This is a genomic window from Lentzea guizhouensis (assembly GCF_001701025.1).
Taxonomy (GTDB): Bacteria; Actinomycetota; Actinomycetes; order Mycobacteriales; family Pseudonocardiaceae; genus Lentzea; species Lentzea guizhouensis.
Genome location: NZ_CP016793.1, coordinates 7,708,378 through 7,722,067 on the forward strand (window position 1 = coordinate 7,708,378; position 13,690 = coordinate 7,722,067).

Consider the following 13,690-nt stretch of genomic DNA (forward strand, 5'->3'; position numbering starts at 1 on the left):
CCCCGCAACAACCTGCGCCGCCAGCCGATCACCCACCCACCCCGTGAACGACCCACCCGGATCCGCAATCACCGTCCACCCGAACACACCGGCGAAGAAGTCCACCGACAGCTCAGGCTCGACAACACTCAACTCAAGACGACGCAGACCACAAGACGACACGGGCATCCCATCAGGCGGTGATCAGGAGCGCGCACCATCCTCTGCTCCGACCACCCGAGACGACAATGCACCATTCGGCGGCATGCGCTCCGCGTTCACCACATCACGCAACGGCACCGGCCGACCCAGGTGAAAACCCTGCCCCACCCGCACCCCCAACCGACGCAACGCCTCCACCTGCGACGGCCGCTCCACCCACTCCGCCACCGCCGACAACCCCAACCCGTTCGCGATCTGCACGATCCCCGACACCAGCACCGCATCCGCGTCACTGGTCTCGATCCCCTTCACGAACTCACCATCGATCTTGATCCCCGTGATCGGCAAGTGCTTCAAATGCACAAACGACCCGAACCCCGACCCGAAGTCGTCCAACGTGATCCGACACCCGAACTGCCGCAACCGCGTCGCCAACGACACCGCCGCGTCCAAGTTCGTCACCGCCGCCGTCTCCGTGATCTCCAACCCCAACCGCCCCGGCGCCACCCCCGCACGCCCCAGCACGTCCAACACGAAATCAGCGAAGTCCGGATCCTCCAACGTCCGCCCCGACACGTTCACGTTGAACCGCAACGACGCACTCGGCTCCGCCACCAACGCGTCGATCGCCGTCGACAACACCCACCGGTCCACCTCCAAGATCAGGTTCGACCGCTCCGCCACCGGCAAGAAATCCGCAGGACCCAGATACGGCTCCTGGTTGTCCTCCAACCGCAACAACAACTCATGCCCCAGCGTCTTGCCCGACGCCAGCTCCACCATCGGCATCCCGTACAACGCCAGACCCTCACCCGCCAGCGCCTGCCGCAACCGGTCCAGCACCGACACCCGCTTCACCGTGTCCGCGTAATGGTTCGGCTCGTACACCGTCACCCGGTCCCGACCCGCCGCCTTCGACGCGTACAACGCCAGATCAGCGTTCGCCAGCACCAACTCCCACGAGTCACCCGGCCCGTACTCCGCCAACCCCGTGCTCACCGTGATCCGCGCCGGCGTCCCGATCCCCGCCAGCGGAAAACCCGCCACCGCGTCCCGCAACCCATCCGCCACCACACTCGCGTCCCGCCCCGACGCCCCCGGCAACACCACCGCGAACTCGTCCCCACCCAGCCGCGCGATCAACTTCTCACCCAACCGCGACTGCAACGCCGACGCCAGCATCCGCATCACCCGGTCCCCCACCGCATGACCACGCAGATCGTTGACGTCCTTGAAGTTGTCCAGATCCAGCACCAGCAACGCACCAGAACCGTTGTTCGCCAGCTCCTTCTCCAACGCCCGCGTCAACGCACGCCGGTTCGGCAACCCCGTCAACGGGTCCTGCTCCGCCATCCGCACCAGCTCGTCGTGCACCCGCGACGACTGCGTCACGTCATGCGCCGTCCCCAACGCCCGCAACGGAGCCCCGGCGTCGTCCACCACGACCTCACCGAAACACTCGAACACCCGCTCCGCACCGTCCGGACGCAACATCCGATGCGTGTACGTGAACACCGACCCCGTCTTCAACGCCCTGTCCAGCGTCTCCTCGATCATCGGCAGGTCGTCCGGGTGCACCAGCTGCGCGTACATCTCGAAGTCGAACGCCGTCCCCGCCGCGAACCCGAACATCTCCAGCAACGTGTCCGACCACGTCACCCGGTCCTCACGGATCGACCACTCCCACGTGCCCATCCGCCCCAGCGCCTGAGCCCGCCGCAACGCGTCCGCCTCCTGCGTCACCGTCAACTCCCGGTCACGCCACATCGACACGTCCACGACCTCGTACATCAGGTCGTCACCAAGACGGCTGCACCGCACCTCCAGCCACCGCGGCCCCGGCGCCAGCACCTCCCGCGCAGGAGAAGGCACCTCCGGCACCCCCGGCAACAACGCGGGCAACGACCGCCCGTACGCCTGCTCGACCGGAACACCCAGCACAGCGCCCAGCGCACGGTTGCACCACAACAGGCTCCCGCGCGCATCCGTCACGGCATAGCCGACATCCGCCCGGTCCAGCACCGTGCGGCAATAGGAGGTCACGCGCGTCATGATCGTCCGATCACCGGACGTAAGCAACCCGCTACGCCGGTTGGTTCGCTGGATTACGAACGGCTAACGCAGCCGCTCCAACCCCTTCGCCGACTCCACCAACTCCGCCGCCAACTTGCGCAGCTCTTCGTTCTCCGCGCCGTCCTGCGCCGCCGTCACCACGTCCTCCGCGGCACACCGCAGCTGGAACAACCGGTCCTGCAAGTCTGCCAACTCCGCCGTGCTCAGCACCACGGCGTCCTCGGGAAGCCCACCCCGCTGCAACGCCGCCCGCCGCTCGTACGCCCGCTGACGACACGGCTGAGCACAGTACCTGCGCGGCCGGCCGATCCGCCCACTCCCCGGCAACCGCCGCCCGCACCACGCACAATGCCTGGGCTCATCCGCCTCCATGGAGCGCTCCATGGCGCGCGACGGTAGCGAATGGGCCGGGGGTGACGTAAGCGACGCGCCACAAACCCCGACGTTCGTAGGGAACCGGACACCACCGCCGGTGCGAGCCGACCCGGCGAGGAAGAGGTGAGAGCGTGCTCATCACCCTGGCGTCTTCTCGTATTCGGCGTTTGTTCACGCAGTTGACGCTGTGTGGGGCGAGATTATCGCAGATGTTTAAATTCAGGCAACACTGAAGTCATAGAGATTGAGAAGAAAGTGTCACGCCACCCACTGTCCACCCCAGAGCCAGCTCCACCAGGCACACTCCACCCGTGACCCACCCGTACCTCGCCGGCCCGCACCCCCGAGCCTTCGCCCACCGCGGCTGGCACGTCGACGACCTCACCGGCATGGAGAACTCGCTGAGCTCCTTCCGGCGTGCCGTGCAGGAGGGCTACCGCTACATCGAGACCGACGTCCACGCCACCAGCGACGGCGAGGTGGTCGTGCACCACGACCACACCCTCGACCGCACCACCGACGGCACCGGCAAGGTCGCGGAACTGCCCTGGACCGAGGTCCGCACCGCACGCGTGGGCGGCCGCGAACCCATCGCCCGGCTCGCCGACGTGCTGGAAGAGCTGCCCGACACGTTCTTCAACATCGACGTCAAGGCCGACAACGCCGTCGAACCCATCCTCGCCTTGCTGCGCAAGGCCAAAGCCCTGCACCGCGTCTGCCTCGCGAGCTTCTCCGACAACCGCCTCGCCCGCCTGCGCCGCACCGGCGGACCCGGCCTGTTCACCTCCATGGGCCCCCGCTCCGCAGGCGCGCTCTGGGCGGCCGGCCGCATCCCGTTCGCCGGCCTCGCCGTCCGCGGCCAGGTCGCCCAGGTCCCCCGCAACCAGGGCAAGCTCACCGTCGTCGACCGCCGCTTCGTCGACGCCGCCCACAAAAGGGCACTCGAAGTGCACGTGTGGACGATCAACGAGGAAGCCGACATGCGCGCCCTGCTCGACCTCGGCGTCGACGGTCTCGTCACCGACCGCCCCGACGTCCTGCGCGAGGTCCTGCGCTCCCGCGGCACCTGGTAACAGGTTGGGCAGCCGATCATCGGACGCGTCGGCGGACAAGTACAGTCCGCCGACATGAAGGTCAAGGGCGACGACCCCACCGACGCCACCACCGCCGGCCGCCGCAGGGAACAGCGCGGCTGGGTCTGGTACGACGTGGCGAACTCCGTCTTCCCCACGTCCGTGATCACCGTCTTCCTCTCGCTCTACCTCACCAGCATCGCGACCAGCGCCGCCAAGGCCGACACCGCGCTCAACGGCGCCAACCCGTGCGCCAACGACAACGCGTTCGACCACTGCGACGTCACGATCCTCGGCCTGCAGTTCCCCTCCGGCTCGCTGTGGGGCTACCTGCTCTCCATCGCGACCGTGGTCCAGGTGATCGTGCTGCCCGTCATGGGCGCCATCGCCGACCGCACCCAGAACAAGAAGAAGATGCTCGGCTTCTTCGCCTTCACCGGCTCCGCCGCCACCATCGCGCTCGCGGCCGTCGAAGGCACCAACTGGAAGCTCGGCGTCCTGCTCTTCATCATCGCGAACATCTGCTACGGCTCCAGCGTCGTCGTCTACTACGCCTTCCTGCCCGAGATCGCGACACCCGACGAACGCGACGCCGTCTCCAGCCGCGGCTGGGCCTTCGGCTACCTCGGCGGCGGCGTCGCCCTCGCCATCCAGCTCGGCATCACCCTGTCCGCCGACGCCCTCGGCATCACCTCCGGCGACGCCGCGCGCATCGCGTTCGTCATCTCCGGCATCTGGTGGGCGGCCTTCACGATCATCCCGCTGCGCGCCCTCACCGAGCACCAGTCCCCGCACGGCCGCGAACACGGCACCTCGGTCGTCTCCGCCGGCTTCAAGGAGCTCGGCACGACCCTGAGGCAGGCCAAGGCCTTCCCGCTCACGCTCGCGTTCCTCGGCACCTACCTCATCTACACCGACGGCATCGCCACCGTCGCCAACGTCTCGGCCCAGTACGGCAGCGTCGAGCTCAAGTTCGAACAGCAGACGCTGATCACCGTGATCCTGATCGTCCAGTTCGTCGCCTTCCTCGGCGGCGTGCTGCACGGCTTCGTCGCCAAACGCGTCGGCGCCAAGAAGACGATCCTCGGCTCACTGCTCGTGTGGATCGTCGTCATCACCGCGGCGTTCTTCGTCCAGGCAGGCGACGAGATGCAGTTCTACCTCGTCGCCGCCGGCATCGGCATCGTGCTCGGCGGCACCAACGCGTTGTCCCGCAGCCTCTTCAGCCAGATGGTCCCGCCAGGACGCGAAGCGCAGTACTTCTCCCTCTACGAGGTGGGCGAGCGCTCCACCAGCTGGCTCGGCCCCCTGGTCTTCGCCGGCGTCGGCCAGGCCACCGGCAGCCTGCGCCCCGCCATCCTCGCCCTGATCATCTTCTTCGTCGTCGGCTTCGTGCTGCTGATCTTCGTCCCGGTCCGCCGGGCCATCAAGGCAGTCGGCAACGACGAACCGGCCCTCGTCTGACCGGCGGTGGTGGCGCCGCTCCCCGGCGCCACCACTCCCCTACCCCGCCACCGGGTTCACAGCCCCGCGAGCCGCACGCCGCCGCACCGGCGACGCCACCACGGCCACCAGCACCGCCGCCATCGCGACCGCGAGCCCGAACGGCACGTCCTGCCGCACGAGGAACGCCACCTGCGTGAACGCCAGGACCGGCACCAGCAGCAGCACCGCGAACAGCGACAGCGCGCGCCCCAGCACCACATCGCCGCGCACGAACGCCACCACCCGCACGACGGCCACCGCGGCGACCACGACCAGCAGCCCGTAGCCCGTGGTGAACCCGCCGACCACGCCCAGCAGCGCCGCTCCCCCACCCCACCAGGCCTGCCTGCTCGCCGGCGGCGTGGGCGCCTCCCGGTGGAAACCCAGGCACAACGCCACGAACAGCACCACCGACGGCAACTGGAACGCCGCCCAGTACACCAAGGGGCCCGGCGTCGCCAACGCCAGCACGGTCGGCACGAACCCCAACGCCGCCAGCAGCTTCGCCGGCGTGCGCCGCCCCGCCAGCAACGCCACGAACGCCGCGACCGGCGCCGCGTCGAACACCCGCAGCCAGGTGACCGAGGACCCCCACAGCGGATCACCGTGGCTCAGCGCCGCGCTCGTGAGCGCCGCACCCGCGTAGAACACGCCGAGCAACAGCCCGAGCATCCCCAGCGCCCGCACGACCTCACCACGCCACCGTGCCCGGTCCGGCACGTGCACCAGCGCCGCACCCGCGGCCAGGTGAGTGCGGACCGCGAGCCCCAGCGTCGCCCACAGCTCTCCCCAGCCGGGCCAGCTGTGCTCCAGGTCCAGCGCGTCGGTCCGTTCCGCGAGGAAGATGCCGACCATCTCCTCCTCGCGGTCCTGCCGGTACCAGCCCGGCAGGACCTTCAGCAGCCGCCGGTACCGGCGCTCCAGGTTGTTCATGCCTCGATCCCTCTCCCCCGCAACACCGCCGACGCCGCCCGCACGTTCGCGCTGAGCCGCGCCACCTCCGCCTGCAACGCCCGCACCCCGGAGTCGGTGAGCTTGTAGTAGCGCCGCAGCCGCCCCTGGTGCACCTCCTCGCGGTCGCGCTCGGCCAGGCCGTCGGCGACCAGCCGGTCCAGCACGCCGTACAACGTGCCGACCCGCAGCACCGTGCGTCCCTCGGACAGCTGCTCCACCGCGTGCACGATCGCGTACCCGTGCAGCGGCTCTTCGGCGAGCGCGGTGAGCACGAGGAACGCCTGTTCGGACATGAGCCGACCGTTCATGTCGTTGAATATATCGCGTCGCGAGCTATATCGGGGATCGGGCCATCGAAGGTGGCTGATTATAGTCAACACTGAAGTTATAGAGCTTTGAAGAACGTCCAAGCACCTCGGCGGTCGAGCGATGTCGCCCGTTCGGAGATGGATTCAAACCTGATGTTTCGACGGTCGGCGCAGCGGCTACCTCGTGCCCACCGAAGTTCGGCGAAGCACAACAGGAGGAGCACGATGGACAACGACACAGCGCGGGGACTCCGCGGTGCTCGTCGGCGTTGATCAGCCGATTCCTGTTGATCACCCGCCAGGCACTAGGGTGACCCGCCGTGGACGCCCTCCCCGATCCGACAGACGCCCTGTCCGCCGTACCTGTCGCGGGTTCGCGCCGGTCGACTCCGGTGGTGGGGCACCTGAAGTTCTTCTTCGGGCCCATGGACTGCGGCAAGTCGACGCTGGCGCTGCAGATCGACCACAACAACTCGCGGCAGGGTCGTCGCGGGCTGCTGCTGGTGCGGCACGACCGGTCGGGGCGGCCGCAGATCTCCAGCCGGATCGGCATCACCAGGGAGGCCGCGGAGATCCGCGACGACGATCTCCGCCGGCTGGTGCGCGCCGAGTGGGCAGAGGGCCGGCGGGTGGACTACCTGATCGTGGACGAGGCGCAGTTCCTGACACCCGGACAGGTGGAACAGCTGGCCGAGCTCGCGGACGACGTCCAGGTCGACGTGTACTGCTTCGGGCTGGCCACCGACTTCCGCGGGGAGATGTTCCCGGGGTCGCGGCGGTTGTTCGAGCTCGCGGACGAGCTGAAGGCGATCCAGGTCGAGGTCCTGTGCTGGTGCGGAGTTCCGGGACGGTTCAACGCACGGGTGCGGGCCGGACGGGTGATCCGGGCCGGGGACACGGTTCTGGTCGCGGACACGGTGCCGGACACGGAACAGCACCGGTCGGGTGCGGAGAGCAACTCTGTAACCGAAACCACGGAAACTACTGTCCGCTACCAGGTGCTCTGTCGGCGTCACTTCCGACTGGGCGACTTGGGCCCTGACGTCGCACAAAGTGGCCAACTTCGGTTGGCCTAGCCGACTACCCACCGGCCCCACTAGGCCGTTAGAGTGACGCATAAGCCCAGTAGCTTGATAACGCGTCACGATCCTTGAGCGATCGCATCCATTAGTAGGAAGCCTTCGTTGACGAGTGAACGACGTCACTGTGGGCGACCATGAGAGCGAACCGGAAACAAACGGAGCAATCCGGGCGTTGCACACGGTGAGCAAGAAGCCTGGGCCCCGGCCCTGAGCCGAGCGAAAGGACACCGCCATGGCCGACCGCGTTTTGCGTGGAAGCCGGCTCGGAGCAGTCAGCTACGAGACCGACCGCAACCACGATCTCGCTCCGCGCCGGGCAGCGCGGTACGCCTGCCCCAAGGGACACGACTTCGAGGTCCCGTTCTCCGACGACGCCGAACTGCCTCCGACCTGGGAGTGCCGTCTCCACGGCACCGAGTCGAAGATCATCGACGGCGTCGAGCCGGAGGTGAAGAAGATCAAGCCGCCGCGCACGCACTGGGACATGCTCCTGGAGCGCCGGTCGATCCCCGAGCTCGAGGAGCTGCTCGACGAGCGCCTCGAAGAGCTGCGCGGACGCCGCACCCGCACGGCCTGATCCGAGCACAGACGCTCAAGCCGTCCCGGTCGCCTACCGGGGCGGCTTTTTGCGTGCCCGGGGTGTCCGGCGTGCTAGAACTTGATCATGTGGCCACGCCTCGACGGACTGCGCACGATGGAGCTCGGCATGCCCGGCGAGCAGCGGGACCGGCTCACCGCCCTCGTGCTCGCCGGCACCAAGCGGGCCACCGCGGGCCTGCTCACCGACTACACGGCAGACGGTGAACCGCCGGAGCACGTCGGTGAGCGGATGGCCCTCGTCGACAGTGCCGGCACCCGGATCGCGACCGTCGAGGTCACGGCCGTGCTCGTCACGCCGTTCGGCCGCGTCAGCTGGGAGTTCGCCGAGGCCGAAGGCGAGGGCTTCACGTCGGTCGAGCACTGGCGGCAGGTCCACGCCGGGTTCTGGTCGCGGCACTCCGGGACCGAGGTCGGCGACAACGCACCTGTCGTGTGCGTGTGGTTCCGGCTGATCGGCGGGTGACATGGCCGGTCAGCCGGGCATCCTGGCCGCATGACGACCGCGCGCGTGACGCTCCCCTCCGGTGAGGCCGTGCCGGCCCTCGGCCTGGGCACGTGGCACATGGGCGAGTCCAGGGCCGCGCGGGACGACGAGGTCGCGGCGCTGCGGCTGGGGCTCGACCTGGGCATGACGCTGATCGACACCGCCGAGATGTACGCCGACGGGCGTGCCGAGCAGGTGGTCGGCGAGGCCGTGCGGGGCCGCCGGGACGAGGTGTTCCTCGTGTCGAAGGTGCTCCCCCGCAACGCCAGCGCCGCCGGGACCGTGCGGGCGTGCGAGGCCAGTCTGCGGCGGCTCGGCACCGACCACCTCGACCTGTACCTGTTGCACTGGCGCGGGCGGGTGCCCTTCCAGGACACGCTCGACGGGTTCGCCGCACTCGTCCGATCGGGCAAGATCCGGCACTGGGGCGTGAGCAACCTCGACGTGGCCGACATGGGCGAGCTGACGGCGTTGTCCGACGGCTGTCAGACCGACCAGGTCCTCTACAACCTCAGCCGCCGCGGGCCCGAGCACGACCTGCTGCCGTGGCTGGCCGAGCGGTCCATCCCGGTGATGGCCTACTCCCCCGTCGAACAGGGCCGGCTGCTGTCCTCGCCGGTGCTGGCGGAGGTCGCGCGGCGGCACGGGGCGACGCCCGCCCAGATCGCGCTGGCGTGGGTGCTGCGGTTGCCGGGCGTCAACGCCATCCCGAAGTCCAGCTCGCTCGCCCACGTGCGGGAGAACGCCGCCGCGGCCGACATCCGGCTGACCGAAGCCGATCTGGCCGACCTGAACGCGGCGTTCCCGCCGCCGGAGGGTCCTGAGCCGCTCGACGTGCTCTAGACCTGCTCGGTTCGGGCCAGCAGGGTCACCCGGCCGCCGGAGACCTCGAAGCGGACGTGGGACAGGTCGGGCACGACGATGTCGGCGTCCAGGTCCGTGCCGATGCCGAGCGTGGTGCACCCCGCGGCGCGGCCGGAGGCGAGGCCGGATGCGGTGTCCTCGACGGCCAGGCAACGCCGGGGGTCGACGCGGAGCTGTTCGGCGGCCTTGAGGTACGGGACGGGTTCGGGTTTGCCGCGCTCGACGTCGTCGGCGGTCACCAGGACCTCGGTCACCGGGAGGCCGGCGGCGGTCGTGCGGGCGGCGGTGACGTCGCGGGTGCAGGAGGTGACGATGGCCTTGTGGTCGCCGACCGCGGTGGTGGCTTCGAGCGCGCCGGGCAGGACGACCACGCCTTCGAGGTCGTGGGTGGCGATGTGGGAGTAGCGGGCGAGACCGGACTCGTGCCGCTCCGGCGGCAACAGGGCGGCGACGATGTCCTTGGCCGGCTTGCCCTTGGTGCCGTCGAGGCCGGCGGGGTCGACGCCCTCCTCCTCGGCCCAGCGCAACCAGGCCCTGCGGACGGCGGCGGTGGAGTCGATCAGGGTGCCGTCCAGGTCGAACAGGACGGCGTCGAACTCGAGTCGCATGAGGCATCCCTTCGGGCGGTGGGAGCGGGGTCGGGGCGGGCGCTGCGGGGTGGAAGGCCGAGCGCGGTGCGGGCAGGCCGAGGCGGCAGACGGCACGACGAGTGGCCAGGCGGCAGGACGAGCAGACGGGCGGTCCGTGCGCTGCGGTCTGGCGCGGCCGCAGCGCACGGAGTCACTCGGCGTTGCTTCCGACCAGGTTGCGCCGCGACACGTACCGCACCAGCAGCACCACGAACCCCAGCGCCAGCAGGCTCAGCGCCGCGCCCAGCACCGCGACGCCCGGCAGGCCGGCCTGGTCCAGTGCGATGCCGCCGAAGCCCGCGCCCGCGACGATGCCGATGTTGAACGCCGACACCGCGAACGAGACGGCCAGCTCGCCGCCCTCCCCCGCGGCCTGGAACAGCGCGGCCTGCACGGCGGGGACGAACGACCAGGCTGCCAGCTGCCACACCACGACCAGGGCGATGGTCTGCACGGCGTTGGTGGACATCGGCAGCACGGCGAGCAGGGCGACCGAGGTGATGGCGGAGGTGATGAGCAGCGTCTTGCGGGAGTCGGTGTCCGCTCCCCTGCCGCCGATCACGTTGCCGACCACGGCGCAGACGCCGGCGATGACCAGGACGACGATCACCATCGTGCTGTCGAGGCCCGCTCGCTGTTCCAGCAGCGGGACGAGGTAGGTGTAGACGGTGAAGGTGGCGCCCCAGAACAGGGTGATCGCGGTGAGGCCGACGAGCACGGGCGCGGTGCGGATGGCGCGCAGGCGGACCTTCAGCGGCGGGCCGTCGTCGGCGCCGGTGGGCGGCAGGGCGACGGCGATGAAGCCCAGTGACAGCAACGCCATCGCGCCGATCACGAGCATCGGCACCCGCCAGCCCATCTGGTGGCCGAGCAGGGTGCTGATCGGGACGCCGAGTGCGGTGGCGGTGTTGACGCCCGCCTGGATGGTGGCGATGGACGACGCGCGCTTCTCCTCGCCACCCAGGCGGGCGGCGGCGCCGATGGCGGTGGCCAGGTAGAGGCCCATCATGGCGCCGGACAGGATGCGCGAGCCGAGCAGCACCGGGTAGTTGGGGGCGAGGCCCGCGGTGAGGTGACCGAGGGCGAAGACCGTCAGGGCACCGAACAGGACCTTGCGGCGGTCCATCCGGTGGCAGACGGCGGCGAGCACGGGGGCGCTGATGGCGAACGCCACGGCGTTCAGCGTCACCAGCTGGCCCGCCGCGGCCTCCGACACCTCCAGGTCACGGGCGATCTGGGGCAGCAGTCCCACGACCGCGAATTCGGTGCACGCCACCGCGAACGCGCCGCTGAACAAAGCCCATATCCAAATCCTCTTCACTGCCCCCTCCAGGCATGCGCGTCGACAAGGCAATTGCACAGAGGGTTGACGGCTTGTTCCGCGGCTAAGCAAATTCACGTGCGGAACTACGGGGTTCCGAAGGCATTCACCGTTGATTCGGCCGCACGATCGCTTGTTCGCGCATGTCGGGGCGACCATGGTCGGGACGGGATCGGAGCGGCGCCGGGATGTCCGGTTGCCACCCGGATGGACGGTTCCGATCTGTGACCGAGTGGGTACGAGCTGTAGTACCGGGGCGCTGTGGGGGCCGCCTCACCACGCCCGCGTCCGAGTGGGGAGGAGAGCTGTGCTCCAGGATGTCGAGCCCGCCACATCGACCCGACCCGCACAGCGATCACCAGGCCCGGCCGACAGCGCGGAGGTCGTCACCGCTGCTCTGACCGCGTTGGCGCGCGGCGAGGGCAGCGTGCTCGTTGCGGAGCAGCGCGGTGTTCTCGGTCGTAGAGCGCTCGTCAGCCACGTACGGACCGAGGCCGCGCGCACCGGCGTGAAGGTGGTGCACGCCCGTGCGACGCACGTGGACCGTGTCGCTCCCCTGTCGACTCTCAGAGCGGCGCTCAGCGCAGGTCTGCCCGACGCGCACAGTGACTTCGACGTCGGCCACCTCACCGCGTTGCGGCAGATCAGGGAGCAGCTGGTGGGGCTCGCGTCCGACCAGGGCGTGCTGGTGTGCCTGGACGACTTCCATCACGCCGACGACGCCACCGCGCTGGCCCTGCGCGTCCTGGTGCCGGGACTGGTGACCACGCCCGTGCTGTGGCTGCTCTCGCTGCGGCCGGCCCAGGCCTCCGCCGCCGTGCGCGGGGTGGTCGACGTGCTGCTCGACGCCGGCGCGCAGCTGCTGCCCGCGCTGGCCGACCGGTCACGACGCCGCGGCGCTGTGCGCACGCGTGCTCCAGGCCGAACCCGACCCCCGTCGTGGCGATCGCGACCGACGTCGACGGGGACGCGGAACGGGTCGTGCGCGCTGCACGAGGCCGGCACATCCGGTCGCGGACGGGACGGCCTCGCTGGTCGCCGACCTGCACCCGCTGCCGGGCTGGCTGGTCGGCGACGTCCGTGCCGCGCTGGGCGACCTCGCGCCGACCGCCACGGCGGTGCTCGACGCGGCGCCGTGCTGGGCAGGGCGTTCACCGTGCACGAGGCCGCGGCGTTGATGCGCAAACCGGTCTCGGAGCTGCTGCGGGCCTCGGCCCAGCTGGTCGAGACCGGTGTCCTCTCCCCCGGCTCCGGCGGTCTCGCGTTCCGCAGCGAGCTGGTCCGCCGGGTCGTCTACGCGGGGCTCGCCGAACCGGTGCGGGTCGCGCTGCACCGCGAGGCCGCCGAGGTCGTCTCCGCGGAGGGCCGCCCGGCCGAGGAGGTCGTGCACCACCTCGAACGGGGTGGCCGGCGCGGATCGCTCGCCGTGGTCGAGACGCTGCGCAGGGCGGTGCGCGACCGGGTCGGTGGCACGCAGCAGGCAGCCGACCTGGCCGTTCGGCTGCTGGACCTGGTCGGCGACGACCACCCGGCAGCACCGGGCTCGCGGTCGAGGCGGTGCGGCTGCTGGCCGCGGCCGGCCGGACCGCGGAGGCGTGGACTGGCGGTCAGGGAGCTCGACCGGGTGCAGGAGGCCGAGACCGAGACCCGGCTGGTGTGCGCGCTGGGCGAGCTGGCGGACGGACGGGAGCCCGGCGGCGACCACGTGGTCGTGGAGTACGCGCGGCGGGCGTCGGCCCGGCTGGACCTGGCCGAGCAGGACCGCCGACCTGGCCGCGGTGCAGGCGTACCGGCTGGTGGCGGCCGGGCACACCGACGCCGCGGAGAGCGCGGTCGCGCTGGCGGTCGGCCAGGGTGAGGCGGTCGTGCTCGGGTCGGCGGCGCGGCGCAGATCGCGTTGCGCCGCGCGAGCTCGGCACCGCGCTGGAGCTGGCCAGGACCGCCGTGCGCGAGGCGGACCGGGCCGGGCCGTTGCTGCGCAGGCACCACTCGCGGTTGTGGCTGTGCGCGCCGCTGGTGGCGCTGGACCGGTTCGAGGAGGCGCATTCGACGCTGAGCGTGGTGGCCAACGAGACCGCGCAGCTGGGTGCGGCGTGGCCGATGGCGCGCTGGCAGTACCACCGGGCCCGCGCACCTGGCGACCGGCAGGTTGCGCACGGCGGAGGCCGACGCCGACCTGGCCGTGCGCACCGCGCGGGACCGGTCGTTCACGCCGTTGCTGGCGGGCGTTGTTGCTGCTCGCGGAGATCCGCACCGCGCTCGGTGACCTCGGGGCGGCCGAGGAGGACCTGCGCGATGCCG

At 70.4% G+C, this 13,690-nt stretch carries 13 protein-coding genes; 7 read left to right on the forward strand and 6 right to left on the reverse strand.

Translation table 11 applies throughout. The features are described 5' to 3' along the window. Nucleotides 1–183 precede the first annotated feature (183 nt). Together BBK82_RS37075 and BBK82_RS37080 are read right to left on the reverse strand one after the other, a co-directional pair. On the reverse strand, nucleotides 184–2,184 hold the full coding sequence (locus BBK82_RS37075) for a putative bifunctional diguanylate cyclase/phosphodiesterase (protein ID WP_237047774.1): 2,001 nt from the start codon (nucleotides 2,182–2,184) through the stop codon (nucleotides 184–186). 72 nt (nucleotides 2,185–2,256) lie between these two features. Next, complete coding sequence (locus BBK82_RS37080) at nucleotides 2,257–2,598, reverse strand: hypothetical protein (protein WP_030475304.1); 342 nt, start codon at nucleotides 2,596–2,598, stop codon at nucleotides 2,257–2,259. Nucleotides 2,599–2,900: 302 nt separating this feature from the next. Between BBK82_RS37080 and BBK82_RS37085 the strand changes: the two genes are divergently transcribed. Beyond that, the gene (locus tag BBK82_RS37085; protein ID WP_065919112.1) at nucleotides 2,901–3,662 is read left to right on the forward strand and encodes a glycerophosphodiester phosphodiesterase family protein; all 762 of its coding nucleotides are present in this window, start codon (nucleotides 2,901–2,903) and stop codon (nucleotides 3,660–3,662) included. 54 nt (nucleotides 3,663–3,716) lie between these two features. Beyond that, a complete protein-coding gene (locus BBK82_RS37090; RefSeq protein ID WP_065919113.1) occupies nucleotides 3,717–5,126 on the forward strand; it encodes an MFS transporter in 1,410 nt (469 codons plus the stop codon). Between the two features lie 39 nt (nucleotides 5,127–5,165). On the opposite strand, the gene BBK82_RS37095 is transcribed toward BBK82_RS37090, so the two are convergent. Beyond that, nucleotides 5,166–6,080 (reverse strand): hypothetical protein, encoded by a 915-nt coding sequence (locus BBK82_RS37095; protein WP_065919114.1) that lies wholly within the window; start codon nucleotides 6,078–6,080, stop codon nucleotides 5,166–5,168. Further along, nucleotides 6,077–6,409, reverse strand: coding sequence for a PadR family transcriptional regulator (locus BBK82_RS37100; RefSeq protein ID WP_237047775.1), 333 nt, complete (start codon nucleotides 6,407–6,409; stop codon nucleotides 6,077–6,079). The genes BBK82_RS37095 and BBK82_RS37100 overlap by 4 nt, the downstream gene beginning before the upstream one ends. A 320-nt stretch (nucleotides 6,410–6,729) precedes the next feature. Between BBK82_RS37100 and BBK82_RS37105 the strand changes: the two genes are divergently transcribed. From BBK82_RS37105 to BBK82_RS37120, 4 genes are all read left to right on the forward strand, one after another. Further along, nucleotides 6,730–7,485 carry a thymidine kinase gene (locus BBK82_RS37105; protein ID WP_065919116.1) on the forward strand — a complete coding sequence of 252 codons (756 nt, stop codon included), beginning with the start codon at nucleotides 6,730–6,732 and terminating at the stop codon, nucleotides 7,483–7,485. 238 nt (nucleotides 7,486–7,723) lie between these two features. Then, a complete protein-coding gene (locus tag BBK82_RS37110; protein WP_065919117.1) occupies nucleotides 7,724–8,068 on the forward strand; it encodes an RNA polymerase-binding protein RbpA in 345 nt (114 codons plus the stop codon). Nucleotides 8,069–8,155: 87 nt separating this feature from the next. Further along, nucleotides 8,156–8,554, forward strand: a complete 399-nt coding sequence (locus BBK82_RS37115; protein WP_065919118.1) for an ASCH domain-containing protein — start codon at nucleotides 8,156–8,158, stop codon at nucleotides 8,552–8,554. Nucleotides 8,555–8,584: 30 nt separating this feature from the next. Further along, on the forward strand, nucleotides 8,585–9,418 hold the full coding sequence (locus BBK82_RS37120; RefSeq protein ID WP_065919119.1) for an aldo/keto reductase: 834 nt from the start codon (nucleotides 8,585–8,587) through the stop codon (nucleotides 9,416–9,418). Here BBK82_RS37120 and BBK82_RS37125 read toward each other — a convergent pair. After that, complete coding sequence (locus BBK82_RS37125) at nucleotides 9,415–10,047, reverse strand: HAD-IA family hydrolase (protein WP_065919120.1); 633 nt, start codon at nucleotides 10,045–10,047, stop codon at nucleotides 9,415–9,417. The genes BBK82_RS37120 and BBK82_RS37125 overlap by 4 nt on opposite strands. A 172-nt stretch (nucleotides 10,048–10,219) precedes the next feature. Next, nucleotides 10,220–11,389, reverse strand: a complete 1,170-nt coding sequence (locus BBK82_RS37130) for an MFS transporter (RefSeq protein WP_170068025.1) — start codon at nucleotides 11,387–11,389, stop codon at nucleotides 10,220–10,222. A 307-nt stretch (nucleotides 11,390–11,696) separates the two neighbouring features. Here BBK82_RS37130 and BBK82_RS37135 point away from each other — a divergent pair, with 307 nt between their 5' ends. Next, the gene (locus tag BBK82_RS37135; RefSeq protein ID WP_154697728.1) at nucleotides 11,697–13,247 is read left to right on the forward strand and encodes an ATP-binding protein; all 1,551 of its coding nucleotides are present in this window, start codon (nucleotides 11,697–11,699) and stop codon (nucleotides 13,245–13,247) included. Nucleotides 13,248–13,690: the final 443 nt, after the last annotated feature.

Coding starts and splice junctions, on each gene's coding strand:
- BBK82_RS37080 (WP_030475304.1), bottom strand. CDS start 2,598: ATGGAGCGCTCCATGGAGGCGGATGAGCCCAGGCATTGTGCGTGGTGC.
- BBK82_RS37090 (WP_065919113.1), top strand. CDS start 3,717: ATGAAGGTCAAGGGCGACGACCCCACCGACGCCACCACCGCCGGCCGC.
- BBK82_RS37095 (WP_065919114.1), bottom strand. CDS start 6,080: ATGAACAACCTGGAGCGCCGGTACCGGCGGCTGCTGAAGGTCCTGCCG.
- BBK82_RS37100 (WP_237047775.1), bottom strand. CDS start 6,409: ATGAACGGTCGGCTCATGTCCGAACAGGCGTTCCTCGTGCTCACCGCG.
- BBK82_RS37110 (WP_065919117.1), top strand. CDS start 7,724: ATGGCCGACCGCGTTTTGCGTGGAAGCCGGCTCGGAGCAGTCAGCTAC.
- BBK82_RS37115 (WP_065919118.1), top strand. CDS start 8,156: ATGTGGCCACGCCTCGACGGACTGCGCACGATGGAGCTCGGCATGCCC.
- BBK82_RS37120 (WP_065919119.1), top strand. CDS start 8,585: ATGACGACCGCGCGCGTGACGCTCCCCTCCGGTGAGGCCGTGCCGGCC.
- BBK82_RS37125 (WP_065919120.1), bottom strand. CDS start 10,047: ATGCGACTCGAGTTCGACGCCGTCCTGTTCGACCTGGACGGCACCCTG.